Origin of the sequence: Rummeliibacillus pycnus (assembly GCF_002884495.1) — a bacterium.
Taxonomy (GTDB): Bacteria; Bacillota; Bacilli; order Bacillales_A; family Planococcaceae; genus Rummeliibacillus; species Rummeliibacillus pycnus.
Map to the genome: position 1 here is coordinate 941,961 of NZ_KZ614145.1, position 20,496 is coordinate 962,456.

The 20,496-nt window shown below is 34.9% G+C and carries 18 protein-coding genes; 14 read left to right on the forward strand and 4 right to left on the reverse strand.

Features of this window, described 5'->3' with window-relative positions; translation table 11 throughout:
- Window positions 1-210: 210 nt before the first annotated feature.
- Entirely contained in the window at window positions 211-648 is a 438-nt protein-coding gene (locus tag CEF14_RS04725) for a cell wall hydrolase (RefSeq protein ID WP_102691788.1), read from the forward strand.
- A gap of 410 nt (window positions 649-1,058) precedes the next feature.
- On the opposite strand, the gene CEF14_RS04730 is transcribed toward CEF14_RS04725, so the two are convergent.
- Complete coding sequence (locus tag CEF14_RS04730; protein ID WP_102691789.1) at window positions 1,059-2,525, reverse strand: amidase; 1,467 nt, start codon at window positions 2,523-2,525, stop codon at window positions 1,059-1,061.
- A gap of 132 nt (window positions 2,526-2,657) precedes the next feature.
- Here CEF14_RS04730 and CEF14_RS04735 point away from each other — a divergent pair, with 132 nt between their 5' ends.
- Window positions 2,658-3,389: a response regulator transcription factor gene (locus CEF14_RS04735; RefSeq protein WP_102691790.1), complete on the forward strand. Its 732-nt coding sequence runs from the start codon at window positions 2,658-2,660 to the stop codon at window positions 3,387-3,389.
- 153 nt (window positions 3,390-3,542) lie between these two features.
- Here CEF14_RS04735 and CEF14_RS04740 read toward each other — a convergent pair whose 3' ends face one another.
- Both CEF14_RS04740 and CEF14_RS04745 read right to left on the reverse strand, forming a co-directional pair.
- Window positions 3,543-4,382: an aldo/keto reductase gene (locus CEF14_RS04740; protein ID WP_102691791.1), complete on the reverse strand. Its 840-nt coding sequence runs from the start codon at window positions 4,380-4,382 to the stop codon at window positions 3,543-3,545.
- A gap of 228 nt (window positions 4,383-4,610) precedes the next feature.
- The gene (locus CEF14_RS04745) at window positions 4,611-5,684 is read right to left on the reverse strand and encodes a tartrate dehydrogenase (protein ID WP_102691792.1); all 1,074 of its coding nucleotides are present in this window, start codon (window positions 5,682-5,684) and stop codon (window positions 4,611-4,613) included.
- Window positions 5,685-5,859: 175 nt separating this feature from the next.
- Here CEF14_RS04745 and CEF14_RS04750 point away from each other — a divergent pair, with 175 nt between their 5' ends.
- The 10 genes from CEF14_RS04750 (at window position 5,860) to CEF14_RS04795 (ending at window position 17,076) form a co-directional block, all read left to right on the forward strand.
- Entirely contained in the window at window positions 5,860-6,360 is a 501-nt protein-coding gene (locus CEF14_RS04750) for a DUF1648 domain-containing protein (protein ID WP_102691793.1), read from the forward strand.
- Between the two features lie 269 nt (window positions 6,361-6,629).
- Window positions 6,630-8,333 (forward strand): glycoside hydrolase family 13 protein, encoded by a 1,704-nt coding sequence (locus CEF14_RS04755; RefSeq protein WP_102691794.1) that lies wholly within the window; start codon window positions 6,630-6,632, stop codon window positions 8,331-8,333.
- Complete coding sequence (locus tag CEF14_RS04760; RefSeq protein ID WP_102691795.1) at window positions 8,323-9,210, forward strand: ROK family protein; 888 nt, start codon at window positions 8,323-8,325, stop codon at window positions 9,208-9,210. Before CEF14_RS04755 ends, CEF14_RS04760 begins: the two co-directional genes overlap by 11 nt.
- A 20-nt stretch (window positions 9,211-9,230) precedes the next feature.
- Window positions 9,231-10,325 carry an ABC transporter ATP-binding protein gene (locus tag CEF14_RS04765; protein ID WP_102691796.1) on the forward strand — a complete coding sequence of 365 codons (1,095 nt, stop codon included), beginning with the start codon at window positions 9,231-9,233 and terminating at the stop codon, window positions 10,323-10,325.
- Between the two features lie 97 nt (window positions 10,326-10,422).
- Complete coding sequence (locus CEF14_RS04770; RefSeq protein WP_102691797.1) at window positions 10,423-11,733, forward strand: ABC transporter substrate-binding protein; 1,311 nt, start codon at window positions 10,423-10,425, stop codon at window positions 11,731-11,733.
- Window positions 11,734-12,096: 363 nt separating this feature from the next.
- Window positions 12,097-12,957 (forward strand): carbohydrate ABC transporter permease, encoded by an 861-nt coding sequence (locus CEF14_RS04775; protein ID WP_102691798.1) that lies wholly within the window; start codon window positions 12,097-12,099, stop codon window positions 12,955-12,957.
- Complete coding sequence (locus CEF14_RS04780; RefSeq protein ID WP_102691799.1) at window positions 12,957-13,772, forward strand: carbohydrate ABC transporter permease; 816 nt, start codon at window positions 12,957-12,959, stop codon at window positions 13,770-13,772. Before CEF14_RS04775 ends, CEF14_RS04780 begins: the two co-directional genes overlap by 1 nt.
- 22 nt (window positions 13,773-13,794) lie before the next feature.
- Window positions 13,795-14,835: a LacI family DNA-binding transcriptional regulator gene (locus tag CEF14_RS04785; protein WP_102691800.1), complete on the forward strand. Its 1,041-nt coding sequence runs from the start codon at window positions 13,795-13,797 to the stop codon at window positions 14,833-14,835.
- 10 nt (window positions 14,836-14,845) lie between these two features.
- The gene (locus tag CEF14_RS04790; protein ID WP_102691801.1) at window positions 14,846-16,519 is read left to right on the forward strand and encodes a glycoside hydrolase family 13 protein; all 1,674 of its coding nucleotides are present in this window, start codon (window positions 14,846-14,848) and stop codon (window positions 16,517-16,519) included.
- Window positions 16,520-16,680: 161 nt separating this feature from the next.
- Window positions 16,681-17,076: a hypothetical protein gene (locus tag CEF14_RS04795; protein WP_102691802.1), complete on the forward strand. Its 396-nt coding sequence runs from the start codon at window positions 16,681-16,683 to the stop codon at window positions 17,074-17,076.
- Between the two features lie 99 nt (window positions 17,077-17,175).
- Here CEF14_RS04795 and CEF14_RS04800 read toward each other — a convergent pair whose 3' ends face one another.
- Window positions 17,176-18,459: a glucose-6-phosphate isomerase gene (locus CEF14_RS04800; protein WP_102691803.1), complete on the reverse strand. Its 1,284-nt coding sequence runs from the start codon at window positions 18,457-18,459 to the stop codon at window positions 17,176-17,178.
- A 218-nt stretch (window positions 18,460-18,677) separates the two neighbouring features.
- Here CEF14_RS04800 and CEF14_RS04805 point away from each other — a divergent pair, with 218 nt between their 5' ends.
- Window positions 18,678-19,151, forward strand: coding sequence for a 2-thiouracil desulfurase family protein (locus tag CEF14_RS04805; protein WP_102691804.1), 474 nt, complete (start codon window positions 18,678-18,680; stop codon window positions 19,149-19,151).
- Between the two features lie 336 nt (window positions 19,152-19,487).
- Entirely contained in the window at window positions 19,488-20,048 is a 561-nt protein-coding gene (locus tag CEF14_RS04810) for an HAD family hydrolase (protein ID WP_245890052.1), read from the forward strand.
- Window positions 20,049-20,496: the final 448 nt, after the last annotated feature.

Below are 20,496 nucleotides of genomic sequence, written 5' to 3' on the forward strand. Positions count from 1 at the left end.
TCTTATACTTACCTTTTTTATTAAATTATCAGAATAGCTAAGTGATAACTATCTTTTAGAGGAACAAACAAGTGATTGTGACAGTAGAAATAACTTAACCTCTATGAATATTTTATTGAAAAACGCAAGTATTCAAATCCAATCATGCTTATTTTACAAACAATGACAACAATTCAGTTAATTTTCATATTATATTTTAGAGGTGAAAATATGCCAAGAGCAAATTATCGAAGTGCTGATGTTGACTTAATGGCAAGGATGATGAGGGCAGAAGCAGAGGGTGAAGGAAATCTAGGTATGTTATTTGTTGGAAATGTAATTGTGAATCGCCTTGTATCAAATTGTTTAGACTTTAAAGATTTAAGAACAATTGAAGATGTCATTTATCAGGTACAAGGAGGAAATTATTCATTTGAAGCTGTACAAAAAGGGAATATGTTTTATCAAAGAGCAAGGCCAAATGAACAAAGATTAGCAAGGCAAACCTTGGAGTATTGGAGACAACACCCGGCAAAATATGCCCTTTGGTATTTCAATCCATATGCTCCATGCCCTCCAGAATGGTACGGTCAACCTTTTACTGGACAATTCAAAAACCATTGTTTTTATGAACCAGCACCTGATACGTGTGACGGTGTTTATACCTAGTAATTCTGAAGTTTTATATCATTCTTCCGTAAGTAATTTTTTCAAAGAAGTAAGATTAGGCGTTGATCCAAGCAGGATTAACGCTCTTTTTGTTGAACTTTTTTACAATAGGAGGAAAGGAAATCCCCCAAAATACGTACATCAATAGAGAGTGCTGCATTTGGGAACATTTCAAAAGTAAGCAAGAATAATCAATCAAGAAGGAAGAAATTATGATTGAATTTAGAGAAATAGACAGAAACCACTTTTGGATGTTATAAAGTTTAGTGTTTCGAATATCAAAAAACGTTTGTAGCGACTAATCTATTTTCTATTGCACAGGTCAAGGGGGCAAGGCATATCCTGAGTGCATTTGGAGTCCGATAACTAGCAAAAAGTAGGTACAAGAAAAAATCTTGCACCTACTTTTTTTATTTTTTCGCGATTTCTGCAACTTCTACCCCCACATGCACGGGTGGTTTACGATCTTTCCAAGGAGCAGATTCTTCTAATTGTTTCCCGAGCTGTAGAAGGGTTAACTCATCTGCGAAGCGTCCTGTAAATTGCAGTCCGATTGGTAAGCCAGACTCACTCATCGCAAGCGGCAATGATAATGATGGTTGACCTGTTGCGTTAAACAAATTGGTAAACGGTGCGTATGTGAAAATTTGTTCTGTCCATTCAATCGCCGAGATATTTGGATTATCCGCATTTAGCTCACCAATTTTTGCTGGTAATGTGCCGATTGTTGGGCTTAAAAGCACATCATAATCTGCAAAGAATGTCGCTACTTGACGTGATACAAGTGCATTCGTATTAATGGCTTCTAAAAGTGCACTAGCTTTTAAGTTTTTACCATATTCATAGCATTGCCAAATGGCTGCTTCAATATTATCGCGTGACGGTGTTTTACCTGTTAATTCTGATGCCCCCACAATCATTTTATAAATATTCGCTGTCCAAATATTGACCGTTGCTCGTGAAAATGATGCTCCGTCGTAAACTGGTCGAGCTTCGACTACTTCATGCCCTAATTCTTCTAATAATTTTACGGCCTTTTGTACGGCCTCGATACATTCATGATCAACCAATGCACCAGAATTTGTTTCTGTTGTCCAGGCGATCTTCAATGGACGTACCTTCTGTTGAATGGCTTTACTGTAAGGCATTTCTGGACTTTGAATAATCGAGTAGCATCCTAAGTCTGGCCCAGCAACTTGGTCCAGTAATGTAGCGGTATCACGAATGGTTTTTGTCAGCGCAAATTCAATTGCTAGCCCATTTAATGCCTCACTATTATAAGGTCCCATAGGCACGCGACCACGTGAAGGCTTTAAGCCAACAACACCACTGCATGATGCAGGAATACGAATGGATCCCCCTCCATCATTACCATGAGCGATTGGGACGATACCACTTGCGACAGAAGCGGCTGCACCACCACTTGAACCACCAGGGCTATGATCTAGATTCCATGGGTTACGTGTTGGACCATAAATGACAGCTTCTGTTGCGGCATTATAGCCGAACTCAGGAGTTGTGGTTGTACCGCTTAACACGAAACCAGCTTTTTTAAAACGTTTCATTAATTCACTATCGACAGACATTACAGCGTTTTCTGCAACACGACTGCCCATACTATGCGGCACACCTTCCGCATGGAGTACAACTTCTTTAATTAAAAATGGGACACCTGCAAAGGGTTGTTGATCATTTAAAGTTGAAATCGCTTTGTCAGCCTGTTCCTCTAACACGCTGACAACGGCATTAATCGAAGGGTTAACCTTTTCAATACCTTGTAACGCTAATTTTGTAAGTTCTTGTGGTGTCACTTGCTTTGTTTTTACTAACTCCGCTAATCCAAGACCATCATATGATGCATATTCTTGTAAATTCATTTGATCACCTCATTATACTTTTGACTTACAAATTCATCTTAAATTGAAATGAAAAAAATTACTATTACCCAAAAGGATAATTCGTTTTGAACGAGAATATATGAACTTATTAGAGAAAAGGAGGAATTAATATTGTATGAGCATAAAGAGGTGGAGCGTTTATTAGAAGCAACTTTTAGGATTTCGAATTTGAATATGCAACAAACAAGTGAAGACTTTAAATTGAATATGTTGAAAGTATTGAGTGAATGTTTTCAATATGAGCATACGATATTTTGGGAAGTAGAAGATGGGGAGTTAAATGAACAGCCTGTCTGTTTTAATATAGAGACATATACAGTACAAAATTATCTACATGAATATAAATATTATGATCCTTTACACCCAGTGAATGTCCAAAACCAACCCGATATTCAATTAATGCAACGAAATGAAGTAATATCGATGAAAAAAAAGCGGTACTATGTTGACCGCTTTTTACACTTAAATAATTTTACAGATGAAATGGCTATGTATCTGTACAATCAGCAAAAACCAGCAGCGGCTATTGGCTTTTTGCGAAAAGAAGGGGAAATACCATTTACAGAGCAGGATAGTCAAAAGCTATTGTATGTAAAGCAAATGATTGAAAATGTTTATTTATTACATCAATATGTTCAGCCAGGCGAGTCATTGCAAATTACACAACGTGAAAAAGAGCTGTTAATGTATTTATGTAAGGGGTTTAAAAATGCAGAAATAGCCAGTTATCTATATGTCAGTGAAAATACAGTAAAGAAGCATCTGCAAAATTTGTATCGAAAATTTCAAGTAACTTCCCGAACGCAGCTTGTATTAAAATATGCCGAAAGTTTTCGAGCTTAAAAATAAGATGTTGGCAATAAAATAAATAAGAATCGAGTACAATTCCACCTTTTTGATCTATCAGTCCTTTCGTATCGGAGTGAGACTGGAGTTTAAATAATAAAATGACGAAAAGCCCAAACAAAATGTTTGAGCTTTTGGTTTTGATAAAAGTTATTTAAAATTAAAAACTTCTGGATTTGGGCCGTAATGGAAATCTTCATTTAGTGAAGAAATTTTTCCAAGTTCATCTTCTGAAAGGTTAAAGTCAAAGATATCTATGTTCTCACGAATACGAGATGGTGTCATTGATTTTGGGATAGTTATAACATGATTTTGTAGATCCCATCTTAGAACAACTTGTGCTGTAGATTTTTGATACTTTTCGGCGATTTCAACAAGTGTTGGATCATTTAATATTTCACCATTCATAAGAGGAGACCAAGCTTCTACTTGAATGCCATGTTTTTTACAGTATTCACGCACATCTAATTGTGTTAAGCGAGGTTGAAATTCAATTTGATTGACTGCTGGTACAACTGATGTATTAGCAAGTAATTTTTCAAGATGCTGCACATGGAAATTACTTACACCAATTGTTTTTACTCGTTTGCTATTGTAAAGTTCTTCAAGCGCTTTATAGACTTCAATATAATTGTCATCTAGACCTGGCCAATGAATAATATAAAGATCTAAATATTCTAGTCCTAATTTTCGAATGCTTTCTTCGTAAGCGGCAATTGTATCTTCATAACTAAGTCCGTCATTCCAAACTTTAGAAGTGACAAATAATTCTTCACGTGTCACGATTCCTTCACCAATTGCTTTTTTGATGCCACGGCCAACACTTTCTTCGTTACCATATATATGAGCTGTATCAATATGTCGATAGCCTTCTTTTATTGCCAATGTGACCATTTCGGCAAGATCTTCACTATCTTTTACACGAAACGTACCATAACCTACTTTAGGCATATGTACACCATTATTTAATGTAACTGTATGAATTGTCATCTCATCACGTCTCCTTTTCTAAATACATATCTTACCATGCATTAAATGATAAATCTAAAGATTAATATCAGAATTAATAGGATTAAATTTTTATTACAAATGCCAAAATATTAAGTAATAAGGTACGAATTAGTAGACTTGTTTTATAAAAGTAATTTATTGTATGTTCAATGAAAAAGGTAGATTATTTGACTTATATCAGCAAATAATCTACCTTTTAATTGTATATTATTGTAATTTTCTTTGAAGTACTGTCATTAGAGCATCTCCTAATTCACTAGTAGATGCAGTACCACCTAAATCAGGAGTAAGGGATTGTTTTGAAACCAATACTTCTTCAATAGCATCAATCACTAGTTTACCCATCTCCTCATATCTAAAAAAGTCTAACATTTGGCTAGCTGACCAAATGGCTGCAAGGGGATTAGCAATTTGTTTTCCTGCAATATCAGGTGCAGAACCATGTATTGGCTCGAACATAGAGGGCCATTTACGTTCGGGATTAATATTTGCACCTGCAGCAAGTCCCATTCCACCTGCTAAAGCTGCTCCTAAATCCGTTAAAATATCTCCAAACAAGTTGGAAGTGACAACGACTTCAAAACGCTTAGGATCCTTTATCATAAGCATTGCAGCAGCATCAACTAAATAAGATGCAGTCGGAACATTTGGATAATCTTTTGCCACTTCTTCAACTATTTCATCCCAGAAAACCATTGAATAATTAAGTGCATTCCCTTTACTAATGCTAGTGAGTGATTTATGTGATTTTGCTGCTTCTTCAAAAGCATAACGAATAATTCTTTCTGTCCCTTTTCTAGAGAAGACACCTGTTTGCAAAACCACTTCTTCTGGTTTTCCTTTAAATAGTCGATCACCAACACCAGCGTATTCACCTTCACTATTCTCTCGAATAAAAAGCATATCAATATTTTCTTTACTACCATTTATCAGAACATTAGGGGCTCCCTCTAATAGACGAATTGGACGGATATTGACATATTGATCAAATTCTTTACGGATTGTTAATAAGAGATCCCATAACGAAATATGATCTGGAACACCGGGATAGCCGACAGCACCAAGATAAATAGCATCGAATTCTTGAAGTTGTTGTATCCCATCAGGTGGCATCATATGTCCATGTTCTAAATAATATTGGCAACTCCAAGGGAAATATGTAAATTCAAATTCTAAATCTTCTCTATGTGAAGCGATAAAATTCAACACTTTAATACCTTCAGCAATTACTTCTGGTCCAATACCATCTCCAGCAATAACCGCAATTTTAAAATGAGTCATAATATGACCTACTTTCATTCGTATTTATTTCAATTTATGAAATTGATTCAAAAATCTAAATAATAATTAATCTACATATACTAATTTAATACATAAATAATCACAATTCTACACATTATAACAAGTACTAAAATTCTAATGTGTGATGCAGGACTGAATAAAAGGTGGGGATGAAATGAAGCAAGAAATGACTGTTAAGAAAACATTGCTCATGCATTTAATGGATACTGTTGGTATTGGGCTATTTGTTGCCTCTATTTCCTATTTGATGATCAATTGGTCAACGATTCCGTCGAAAGTACCGACACATTTTGGCATTGGCGGAAATGTGGATCATTACGGCTCAAAATGGGAATTGTTACTATTGCCTTTCATAACGTTGGTTATTACAATTGTTCTTCAATTTCTCGAAAGCCATCCAGATTGGCATAACTCTCCGATCGAAATGGTAGATGCAAAAATGGAAAGAATGATTAAGCAGAGTGTACTGATGCTGTCATTTATCAAAAATATGAGTTTTCTTTTATTTACCTTCATATTGTGGGAAACCATTCATGTTGCTCAAGGAAATAGGGCAGTGTTCGAAGGAACTATTTGGATTATTCTTGCCTTAATTATTCTCTTGCCCACACTTTTGACAGTTATCTCCTCATTCAGAGACTTACATGTAGATTGATCTCGAGAAATCGGATCAATCTTTTTTTACATAAATTTGTAAACCAAACATTAGTTCGTACAGCTAACTTTCTTATACGAATATCTTATTTTAGTACGTCACTATTAAAAATAACAAGAATAACTTATAGCATAAACTTCTAACAGATTGAAAATTGATATCTCATTAAAAATATAATTTTCCCATTAGCATGTAAGTGCAATCGTTTGCATAAGTATAGGTAATTACGATTAGGCATTGTCTCTTACGCTTGAGATTGGAGTGATGAGATGGTTCAGTTACATGAACCTTGGTGGAAGCGAAGTGTTGTTTATCAAATATATCCTAGAAGTTTTATGGATTCTAATGGTGATGGAATCGGCGATTTACGTGGCATCATTTCAAAACTGAGTTATTTACAACATCTTGGGGTTGATGTGATTTGGTTGAGCCCAATTTATGATTCACCGAACGATGATAATGGATATGATATTCGAGATTATTTCAAAATTATGGAAGAATTTGGAACAATGAAAGACTTTGAAGAGTTGATTGTACAAGCTAGAAAATATGGCATTCGAGTTATCATGGATTTGGTCGTTAACCATACTTCAGATGAACATGCTTGGTTTCTTGAATCTTGTTCCTCTCTCGATTCAAAGTACCGAGATTATTATATTTGGCGTGATGGACAGAAAGAACTTCCACCCAATAATTGGGGATCCATATTCTCAGGTAGTGCCTGGCAAAAGCACGAACAAACGAATCAGTATTATTTACATTTATTTTCAAAAAAACAGCCGGATTTAAATTGGGAAAATCCACAAGTGAGACATGAAATTTTTAATATGATGAAGTTTTGGCTTGATAAGGGGATTGGTGGGTTTCGAATGGATGTCATTAACTTTATATCGAAAGACCATCGATTTCCAGATGGTGAAATCCAGCCTCATCATCAATTCGGTGACGGTAGTCCTTTTTTTATCAATGGACCTAATATTCATGAATATATAAAAGAAATGCATGATGCAGTTTTAAAACAATATGATGTACTAACTGTCGGAGAAATGCCAGGTACCTCTCCAGCTTATGCCAAAGCCTATACAAATCCACAAAATAAAGAACTACAGATGATCTTCACTTTTGAACATATGGAATTAGATAGTGGTTCCTATGGAAAATGGGATTTACAGCCTTTAAACCTAGTTACGTTGAAACGAGTTTTTGAAAAATGGCAACTAGAGCTCCACGATACTGGTTGGAACAGTTTGTATTGGAATAACCATGATCAACCTCGTATTGTTTCAAGATTTGGAAATGACAGCGAGTTGTATCGCGAATTGTCTGGAAAAATGTTAGCAATTTCACTTCATATGATGCAAGGGACACCTTTTATCTATCAAGGTGAAGAAATTGGTATGACTAATGTGAAATTCCAAACGATTGAACAGTATCGCGATATTGAAACTTTGAATATGTATAAAGACAAGTGTCAGCAAGGAATGAAACATGAGGATCTGATGAAAAGTATTTACGCAAAAGGACGCGATAATGCAAGAACACCCATGCAATGGTCAAAAACAGGAGGCTTTACAACAGGTATCCCATGGATTGCTATGAATGAAAATACATTGAACATAAATGTCGAAGCGGCAGTGAAAAATACATCATCGATTTTCTACACCTATCAAAAACTCATACAACTCCGAAAAGAACACGACATACTTATAGATGGTTCTTTTCAATTATTACTCCGTGAACATCCAAGTCTTTTTATCTATAAAAGAAAGTTAGATAACAAGGAATGGATCGTAGTAGCCAATTTTTACGATGAAACAGAACAAATAGATTGGAAGGATTTTGAAGCAAACAATCAGAAGGGTAGAATAATTATTTCAAATTATGATCATCCATTAATTGCATATGGTGTAGTGATGGTTCGACCTTATGAAGCATTTGTTATTGAAATTGGGGGTGAATCAAATGAGTTCTAAAATCGGTGTTGATATCGGCGGAACGAAGATACGTTTAGGTGTTATCTCTGAAAATTTTGATGTTTTAAAAGATATAACGATTCCTACTAAACTACCCGTATATTCATATTTAGAAAATGAGATTCAAAAGTTATTAGTAGAATTTCCAGAAGTAGATGGAATAGGCATTGGTACAAGGGGAATGGTTGATCATAAAAAAGGAATTGTCCTATACGAAAAAGAGTTAGAAGGATGGGAGGGGACAGAAGTAAAGTCACTGTTAGAAGCTGCGACCAATATTCGTGTTGAAGTTAATAATGACGCAAATTGCGCAGCGCTTGCAGAAGCAAAATTAGGCGCAGGTAGAGGTTTTGAACGAGTAATTTGTTTGACGATTGGAACTTGCTTAGGCGGAGGATTAATCTTTAATCAAAAAGTGATGAACGGAGCACATGGTGGAGCAGGCGAAGTGGGCCATTTAATCTTGTATCCTCAAGGATTATTGTGTGGTTGTGGTAGAAAAGGATGTACCGAACAATATGTTTCAGGAACTGCACTAAGAAGAATGATTGTGGAAAAACGTGTCATCGATCCAGTGACTAATGCATTCGTTACCCCTGAGCAATTATTTCGTTTAGCTACAAATGATCAACAAAATGCTGTTGAAGTTAGAGAACGTTTTTTAACAGATTTAGCACTTGTCATTTCAAATTTACAGGCAGTTTTAGATATTGATTGTCTAGTGATTGGCGGGGGTGTTTCAGAATCAGCTCATGATTGGTGGGACTTGTTGATGGATAAAGTAAATCCTCTAAAATTACAACCGCTAGAAATCAGAAGAGCACTTTTCGGCAACGAATCTGGAATGCTTGGAGCTGCTTTACTTGTAAGAAATTAAGCAAAAGGATGTGATAAGAAATGTCGACCTTAACCTTAAATGGAATTTCCAAAGTTTATGATTCTAAAGTAAAAGCAGTTTCGGATTTTACTTTAGAAATAGATGATCAAGAATTTATTGTTTTTGTTGGTCCATCTGGATGTGGAAAAAGTACAACATTACGAATGATTGCTGGTCTTGAAGATATATCGGCTGGTGAATTATTCATTGATGGTAAAAGAATGAATGATGTTCAGCCAAAGGATCGGAATATCGCAATGGTATTTCAAAACTATGCGTTATATCCACATCTAAGTGTATTTGACAATATGTCATTTGGTCTCAAAATGAGAAAAGTTCCTAAACTCGAGATACGAGAAAGAGTTGAGAAAGCGGCTGAAATTTTAGATTTAGTTCCATATTTGAAACGGAAGCCGAAAGCGCTTTCAGGTGGTCAGCGACAACGAGTTGCGTTAGGAAGAGCCATTGTTCGAGATGCGAACATTTTTTTAATGGATGAACCTTTGTCGAATTTAGACTCTAAATTACGTGTTCAAATGCGTACGGAAATCATGAAATTGCATAATGATTTGAAAACGACAACTATTTATGTCACTCATGATCAAACAGAAGCCATGACGATGGCTAGTCGTATTGTCATCATGAGAGATGGTGTTATTCAGCAAATTGGTACCCCAAGAGAAGTTTATAACCAACCATCTAATATGTTTGTTGCGGGCTTTATTGGCTCACCTTCAATGAATTTTTTTAAAGGACTTTACAAATCAGGCATCCTGCAAATTGGAACGATTAAAATTCCATTATTAAAAGAACAACACATATTACTCGCAGGTTACGAGGGGAAAGAAATTGTTATGGGAATTCGCGCTGAATTTATCGGTAAAGCAACTCCATCCATCGACTCTCATCAATTTTTTACGTTTACTTCAAAAGTAGTCTTAACTGAATTAACGGGATCTGAACAAATGGTCTTTTCATCTATTGCTGATCAAACGTTTGTGGGGAAAATGGATTCAAAAGAATGGATACGTCCTAATGAACAAATACATTTCGCCATTCAATTAGAATTTGCTTATTTTTTTGATAAAGATTCAGAATTACGAATCAGTGAATAATTCGGACACATAAACCATATGGTACATTACGCTTCACTCAGTTTTGTGCAAACGTTTTCACTAAGCTCGAAAATCCAATAAATCTGGAGGGGAAAAGATGAAAAAAATGTGGCGAGCAGGATTACTAGTTGCTTCCTTAGGAGTAGCAGCAATACTAACAGGGTGTGGAACTTCCGAAAAAGGCAATACAGCTGACAAACCGAAAGAACAAAAAACGGAATCAGTAACTTTAGATATATTTCAATTCAAGGTAGAATTTAAAGATCAATTTGAAGCAGTTGCAAAGAAATATGAAGAAGAAAATAAAAATGTCAAAATTAATATCACAACAGTAGGTGGTGGCGAAGATTATGGTGCGGCACTTCGTTCAAAGTTCTCTTCAGGCAATGAGCCAGCTATTTATAATATCGGGGGTCCTCAAGACGTAGCTGACTGGAAAGACAAACTTGTGGACTTATCCGATACTGCTTCAGCCAAAGCTGCTTTAAATGGCACATTAGCTGGTGTTTCAGTTGATGGCAAAGTATTAGGGCTTCCATATAATCAAGAGGGCTATGGGTTCATCTATAATAAAAACATTTTCAAAAAAGCAGGTATCGATCCTGCTTCTATTACAGATTTCGCATCACTTGAAAAAGCAGTAAAAGACCTAGATAGCAAGAAACAAGAATTAGGTCTTAAAGCTGTATTTGCATTACCAGGTAAAGAAACTTGGGTTACTGGTTTACATCTATCAAATGCGTTTTTAGCGCCAGAGTTTGATAACAATGTATTAACTGCCTTTAATTCGAAAAAAGTAGATTTTAAATATAAAGATGCATTTAAGAAAGTACTTGATTTACAAAATCAATACTCGGTTCAACCGACAGTGAGCTTAGACTATTCCAAACAAGTAGAAGAACTATTCTCACTTCAAAAAGTGGCGATTATTCAACAAGGGAACTGGGTTTATAACTCAATTACTAGCATTGATAAAGACTTTGCTGACAATGGTATTGGATTACTACCAATTCCTGTTGAAGGATATAAAGGGGATAGCGTTCCAGTGGGAATTCCCATGTATTGGGGTGTAAACAGTAAGGCAGATGAAAAAGTGATTACTGAATCCAAGAAATTCTTAGATTGGCTTTACACTTCTGAGGAAGGAAAACAAATTGTCTTAAATGATTTCAAATTTATCCCAGCGTACAATGGCTATGATTCTTCCAAAATTTCAGATCCACTTTCAAAAGCAGTTTATGACTATGCAAGTAAAGGGAAAACAATTGGTTGGACATTTATGGGATATCCAACTGGATGGGGGCAAGATGAGTTAGGTGTTCAAATTCAAAAATATCTAAGTAAAAAAGCAACTTGGGATGAAGTAGTCGATGCAACGAAAAAAGCATGGGAAAAGGATCGACAATAGGATTTTCATGAAGTGAAATTAGCTCCGCTTTCCGTGGGCGAACTGACGAGCCTCCTCGTTCGCTTCGCTCCCTGCGGGGTCTCGTCTAGCTCGTTTTCCCACAGGAGTCTCCGCTAATTCCACTTTAACTAAGGTGGTCACACATGATTTCTATCATAAAAATCAAGCTATTTTTACTTTTTCAGTAATATCAAACTAAGCGTAGCATCTACCAGCATGACGTAAACTACTAATGATTTCTATATAACGAAAATTCATATGCTGTCCTCAAAGCTGAACAATTGGATCACTTTTTGGTCAGCATAGATTTTTATTGAACCGATTTAACTTATTTTAGCTTAATGTAATTGGAGGTGTGATTATTTGCGAACAAAAAATATAGCCTATTGGCTCTTTCTAGCACCCGTTTTAATAGCGTTAACGTTAGTAATAATTGTCCCATTATTGGTTGGTGTCTACTATTCTTTTACTGATTGGAATGGCATTCAAACAAATCATTTTATTGGCTTTGATAACTACAAAGCACTATTTCAAGATGAAAAATTCCTTGATTCATTATGGTTCACAACAAAATTTTCGATTGTTTCGGTTATTTTGATTAACTTGATTGGTCTTGGGCTAGCACTCCTTGTCACAGCAAAATTAAAAACGAATCATCTATTACGCACCGTTTTCTTTATGCCAAATCTAATCGGTGGATTAATACTTGGTTTTATATGGCAATTTGTTTTCACAAAGGTATTTGCAAGTTTTGGCGAACTAATCGGAATGGATAGTTTACAAGGCTGGTTATCCACTCCAGGTACTGGGTTTTGGGGACTGGCTATTCTCATGAGCTGGCAAATGGCAGGGTATATTATGGTAATTTATATTGCTTATATTGAAGGTGTTTCAAACGAATTACTAGAGGCGGCTGAAATGGATGGTGCCAATGCTTTTCAAAAAATTCGCTATGTGTTATTTCCATTAGTTGCACCTGCTTTTACAGTTAGTATGTTTTTAACTCTCTCAAACTCTTTTAAACTCTACGACCAAAATTTATCTTTAACTGCTGGTGGTCCTTATAATTCAACACAAATGGTTGCTATGGAGATCTTTAATACTGCATTTACAAAATATGATATGGGATATGCACAAGCAAAAGCTGTTATTTTCTTCATTATTGTAGCAGTGATCGCTTTAATTCAAGTTTATATCAATAAGAAGCGAGAGGTGGAGATGTAATGTGGAAATCGTATTTGATTCCACTTGAACTATTAGGTATTGCATTAGGAATTATTTGGATACTTCCATTCTATTTAATGATCATTAATTCTTTAAAAACAAAGCGAGAAATTTTCGAAGATACATTAAAACCACCTAGTTCAGTAACATTTGACAACTATGTGCAGGCATTTAAAGAATTAGATTTTATCAGGACATTCGGAAATTCACTCCTTATTCTTGTAGTTAGTGTAGCCTTGATCATCATTTTTTCAGGGATGGCTGCTTATGCATTATCACGTGTAAAGAGTCGCATTAGTACCGTCATTTTCTTTTTGTTTGTAGCAGCGATGTTAATTCCTTTTCAGTCAGTGATGATACCTTTGATTACAATTTTCGGGAAAGTTGAGATGTTAAATCGTATAGGTCTCATTTTTATGTATGTAGGATTTGGAGCAAGTCTATCCATTTTTTTATATCACGGCGCGTTGAATTCAATTCCGAAATCCTTGGATGAAGCAGCAACAATAGATGGCGCAAATAAATTTCAAATATTTTGGTACATTATCTTTCCAATGTTAAAACCAATTACAGTAACGGTTGGTATTTTGAATACGATCTGGATTTGGAATGATTATCTATTACCGTCACTAGTGATAAACCAAAAAGGTATGGAGACCATACCATTAAAAATGTTCTTTTTCTTCGGAGAATATACAAAACAATGGCATCTTGCATTAGCCGGTTTAACATTAGCTATTGTTCCAGTGATCATTGCTTACTTCTTTGCACAAAAATCGATTATAAAAGGTGTATCAGAAGGTGCGATCAAATAAAAAATGAAAGGATGGGTACTCATTGGCAGTTACCATCATAGATGTTGCACGAGAAGCAAATGTGTCACCATCGACAGTATCTCGAGTTATTTCAGATAGTCCAAGAATAAGTGAAAAAACGAAACGAAAAGTAAGACAAGTTATGGATCGATTAAATTACCATCCAAATTTCCAAGCAAGAAATTTAGCTGCTAAGCGTACAAGGACGATTGGCGTAATCATGTCGCATTCTACTTCTCTTGCTTTTCAAAATCCTTTTTTTCCAGAAGTCATCCGTGGTATTTGTACCAGTGCTCATGCAAACCAATACGGTATGTATCTCTCAACGGGGGGGAATGAAAAAGAAATCTATCAAGAAGTGAAGTCGATGGTGCAAAGCAAAAAAGTAGACGGTATTATTTTACTCTACTCAAAAGTGAATGATCCTACATTAACTTTTTTAAAAGAAGTAGATTTTCCATTTACGATGGTAGGTCGTCCCTATCAATATGAAGAAGAAATCACATATATTGATAACGATAATCGGAAAATTGCCTATGAATTAGTGAAGTATCTTGTTCAATTAGGTCACCAACATATTGCGTTTGTAGGTGGTAATCTAGATTATGTCGTTTCACTGGATCGATTAGAGGGATACAAATCTGCTCATATTGATTTGAATTTAACATACAAAGAAGAATATATTATCCATACACAAAATCAATCACCCAATGATTTTGATAGCATTAGAACGCTCATACATTTAGATGTTCCACCAACAGCACTTATTGCTCACGATGATTCTGTTGCTTATGAAATCATTCGACATTTAGAAGAGCTGTCTATTCGAGTACCTGACGACCTGTCCATCGTTAGTTTTAATAACCATGCTTTATCTGCATTTGTAAAACCTCCATTAACGACTGTAGATATCTCAATTTTCCAGCTAGGTTTAGAAGCTGCAAATTATTTGTTTGAAAAAATGAACAGGACACAAGCACCCATTAAGAGTCGGTTTGTATCTACTACTTTAATTGAACGACAATCTACTAAATCGTTAACAAAAGATACGATGAAGGGATAAGAGGTGACATATGAAAAAAGCCTGGTGGAAAGAAGCAGTTGCTTATCAAGTGTATACACGAAGTTTCCAAGATTCGAATGGAGATGGAATTGGAGATATTAGAGGTTTAATCTCAAGACTCGATTATCTTCGTGATTTGGGTATTACTGTTATTTGGATTAGCCCTATGTACCGATCACCGAATGACGATAACGGGTATGATATTAGCGATTATCAATCCATATTGGAAGAATTCGGTTCCATGGAAGACTTTGAAGAATTACTTGATGAAGTGCATCAACGTGATATGAAACTAGTCATTGATTTAGTGATCAACCATACAAGCGATGAACATCCATGGTTTATTGAATCACGTTCTTCAATTTCCAATCCTAAACGAAATTGGTATATTTGGCGAGATGGAAAGAATGGGGGAGAACCAACCAATTGGGGGAGTGTTTTTGGCGGATCAGCATGGAAGTATGATGAAGTAACTAATCAGTATTACCTCCATCTCTTTTCAAAAAAACAACCTGATTTAAACTGGGAACATCGTGATGTACGTTTGGCTCTATATGAAATGGTTCAGTGGTGGCTTGAGAAAGGGATAGATGGTTTTAGAGTTGATGCCATTAGTCATATTAAAAAAGATACATCTTTTTCTGACATGCCAAATCCTAATAATCTTCGCTATGTTCAAGCATGGGAAAAATATATGAATGTCCCTGGGATTACAATTTTTTTACAAGAACTTAAACAAGCAACCTTTACTAAATACGATATTATGACAGTTGGAGAGGCTAATGGTGTTGGTGTTGATGAAGTAGCTGAGTGGGTTGGCGAAAAAGACGGTGTATTCAATATGATTTTTCAATTTGAACATTTAAGTATATGGGATACGTCTCTTAAAAATAAATTAGAGATCCCTGCCTTAAAAAAAGTCTTAACGAGATGGCAAAAAGCGTTAGAAGGGATAGGATGGAATGCCTTATTTATCGAGAATCATGATAATACGAGAGTGGTTTCAACTTTAGGAGACGATCAATTGTATTGGCGAGAAAGTGCAACGTCCTTTGCCACTATGTACTTTTTCATGCAAGGAACACCATTTATCTATCAAGGGCAAGAAATAGGAATGACAAATGTACAGTTTTGTTCGATTGAAGACTATAACGATGTCGCAACCAAAAATGTATATAATGAAGGAATTACCAAAGGACAAACACATGAAGAACTGATGAAACGTATTTGGAAAACAAGTCGTGATAACTCACGTACGCCGATGCAATGGTCTGACGAAGAAAATGCAGGATTCACATCAGGTACACCGTGGATGAGCATAAATCCAAATTATACGAAGATCAATGTCACAAAGCAGCAACAAGACTCCCATTCTATCCTAAACTACTATAAAAAAATGATTCAATTACGGAAGACTGATGAAATTTTCGTCTATGGTCAATATGATTTAGTACACGAAGGCCATCCAGCTATTTATGCCTATACGAGAACTTATAAAAGTGAAAAAGTAATGATCTTATGTAACCTAACTAGTGATCCAGTGATAGTAGAAGAGAGCGATGGAATCAATTATAGTGACGAACAACTTTTACTAGCAAATATGCTTGTAAAACCACATAAGAATGAAACAATGCTAAAACTTGCTCCTTATGAAGCGAGGATTTATAGGCTAAAAATGACATAAAAAAATTTGGGTACATCTTAATATAGATACACATATTAAAGGTATTTCCTATAACATATTTTAGAGGGCAATCCCCTCTATTTTTTGTGAAAAATGATATATGTATTTCCATAAAATGATATAATAATTAGGTACATAATAACGGATAAGGGATGACATATATGTTAGTTGTTAAGACCAAAGCTGAATTAAAGAAAGCACAAAAAGATAAAGTGAAAGAATTCTTAATCATAGGAGATCTGGCTGAAAAAGTACAAAAAGCAAAAAGTATTTCAAAATTAAGTAAGAAAAAAGTTATTTTGTTGTCTGGTGTTTTAGCTGCTGGTGTAGCTGCAGCTATTCCAACTGGTGGAACTTCATTAGGTGCGGCTGGTTTAACTTTTGCTGCAGTAGAAGCAGGAGCTGGAGCAGCAGGTACGGGGCTATCAACAGGTGCTATTATAGCAATTGCTTCAATAGGTGGTGCGCTTGTAGCATATGCATTATATAAAGATTACAATCTAGAATTTGAAAAAAATCCAAATGGCGGTACTAAGGTAAAATGCACTAGACATTAAATAAAAGATAGAGGGAGAAGTGTTAAGTTAAGCATGATTTGATTCATTTCAAATCATGCTTTTAATTATTGGTCTTAATCATCTTTGCCCTTTTATCCCTCAACAAAACCCAGGCTTCTTCAAAAATTTAAATATATTCGTTTTATATTCTTCAACACCTGGCTGATCGAATGGGTTTATATCAAGAAGATAAGCACTATAAGCACAAGCCATCATAAAGAAATATAAAAGATGCCCTAGATGTCTTTCATCTAATTGATGGATAGTGATGGTGATTTGGGGGACACCACCTTGTAAATGCGCAATGGAAGTTGCTTCGTAGCAAACTTGATTAAATTCATGCAATGTTAAGCCACTTAAATAATTTAATTCATCTTCATTTTGCTCTGATTCAAATATCGTCAAATCTTCATCCACTTTTTCTATTAAAAGAAATGTCTCAAATAGCATACGTTGACCATCTTGAATATATTGACCTAATGAATGCAAATCCGTTGAATAAAGAGCAGAAGTGGGGAAAATACCTTTACCGTCTTTTCCTTCACTTTCAGCAAATAGTTGTTTCCACCATTCTTGTACATATTTCAATTTGTCATCAAAAGAAGTAAGAATTTCAACAGGATAACCTGCATCATATAGATTTTTTCGAATAATCGCATATTGGATCGCAGGATTATTCTCGACATCTGTTCCTTGTAATTCTTTTTGAGCCATTTTTGCACCAAATAACAATTCATCTATATCATAACCTGCTGCTGCTATTGGTAATAGCCCAACTGCAGTAAAAACAGAATACCGACCACCAATATTTTCTGGTACAGTCAATCGTTTATATCCTTTTTCAATCGCTAAAGTTCGTAAAGCTCCCTTCTTTTCATCTGTCGTCACAATTATTCTTGATGCAGCTTGTTCTCCATAACGTTTTTCCATATACTGTATTAAGAAGCGTGAGGCAATTGCGGGTTCTGTAGTGGTACCGGATTTAGAAATAACATTGATCGTGACTTCTTTACTGTCTAAATATTTCATTAATTGCTGTAAGTAGGATCCGCTAACTAGATGACCTGCAAAAATAACCTCTAATTTATTAAAGGATTGAAAATTTTTTGATAATGCCTCTAAAATGGCTTTCGATCCTAAATAGGATCCACCGATGCCAATTACAACTAAAACATTTGATTTTTCTCGAATTTCTTTAGCTATATCTTTAAGTTCCTTTAGCCATTCATGGTGCAGAGAGCTTGGCCAATCTACCCAGCCTAAATAATCAGAGCCAACACCTGATTTGCTATGGATCCCATGATGAATCCTTTTAATTTTTTGTTTTAACTCTGAGGTTAGAAGATTTGAATAGTTTCCAGAATAATTGAAGGCAATTTTCATGACGTTCTCCTTTGAATGATATTCAGAAAGAGAAGTTGAATCATGATGTTTAGAAGATGAAGAAAGAAAAACTTTCAGAATTTATATTCATCTCTTTCTAATGCAGTATATGCATGGAAAATAGCAATTATCGAATTAGTTTAAAAGAATTTAATTCAGCTAAATTTTTGTTTACTTTCTTATTTATTACTGACCAAAAAGTAAGGTGTGATGAAATGATGATTTTAGTAAGTTCATGTTTAGCAGGTTTTAAGGTAAGGTATAATGGATCACATAGTTTGAATAATAAAGTGGAATCAATGATAAAAAGTGGGAAAGCAATAGCTGTTTGTCCTGAATTATTAGGAGGTTTTTCGACTCCTAGAGAGCCTGCTGAAATAGTAGGTGGTACAGGAGAAGATGTTCTAAAAGGAACAGCAAAAGTAATTGAAAAATCAGGTAGAGATGTAACAGATCTATATTTAAAAGGTGCTTATGAAACACTTAAAAAAGCTAAAGAAGTAAATGCTACATTAGTTGTCTTAAAAGAATATAGCCCATCTTGTGGCAGTAAAATGATTTATAATGGGGAATTCAAAAATGAAAAAATAGCTGGTAATGGTGTAACGACTGCTTTGCTTTTAAAAAATAGAATTAGAGTGATAGCTGATGAAATGCTTCCGGAATTTCTCGCAGAAATTGAAGAAAATTAGAGTTGTTAAAATTTATATTCTAAAACTAAAATTTAAAAGGTGAACAAAATGATCTTTTTTGATATAGATGGAACATTATTGAATCATGACCGTGCAGAGAAGTTAGGATCTATTGAATTTTTTAATAAATGAGTCAATTTCATAATGCAAAATCTATACTAAAATTTCGAACATTAGATGTTATCTACTTTTGTTCTTTATGGAGCGGAAGACGGCGACTCCTACCTGAATAGCTTAAGCTGAAAGCCCCGCAGGAACGGAGTGACGAGGAGATTGAAGCCAAGCCCGTGGAAAGCGCCGTCTGGAGCGGAATAACAAAACCAGATATGTTACTCTGTGTTTGAACTCTCAAAAAAGTATTATGAACAGTATTTAGTGAAAGAAATATCTTTTCAAGAACATCGAAGAAAACGTATAAAAGCGTTATTTGGAGACCATTTAAGTAATGAAGCAGCTGACCAATTATTTAATGATTATTTAACGTTATATACAAGAAACTGGACCTCTTTTGAAGATGTCATTCCATGTTTAAATCATTTAAAAGACCTAGGTTGTAGACTCGGAATTATAAGTAATGGAGACAATCTTCAGCAAATTGAAAAATTGGAGAAGTTGCATATACAAGACTACTTTGAATGCATCATTACATCAAGTGAAGTTGGTGTTGCTAAACCAAATGAAACGATCTTCCTTGAAGCTAGCAAAATAGCAAATGTCAACATAAAAGAATGTTATTATGTAGGTGACCAACTCGAAACAGATACAATTGGAAGTAACTTTGCAGGAATGATTGGAATATGGCTCAATCGTAAACAAGTAAAAAGAACAAATTGTGATGTGAAAGAAATTCACCATCTTCTTGAATTAGATTCAATTTTCCATCGTAAGATTACATAAAACTAACTATTTTCTATTAATATATTAAAGTGTCTTGATAGGAGGTGGCCAAACTGATAAAAAGGAAAATTCTTCTTTATGCCCTTCTGATTTTAGCAACCATACTTGGATTATTTGGTCAGGAAATTTCTTATTTTCTGCATGAGAATTTTACATCGAAGATCTATCCTATCTATTATTTAACAGCGATAACAACAATAAGTGTCCTTTTATTTTTATTTTCAACTGTATTAACATACATTTTTGTTAAAAAGAAAAAAATTCAGGAAGATCATTTTTTTACATATCTTATTGTTCTTGTTGCTTTTATGACATCTATTTGGTCATTATTTGTTTTAGCTATGTGGTGGAGTTGAAATATTAAATGGAAGTATGTAGGGAAATATCCATTCTATTATAAAAATTTAGTCATTCTTATGAAGATTTCTAGAACGATCCGAAAATCATG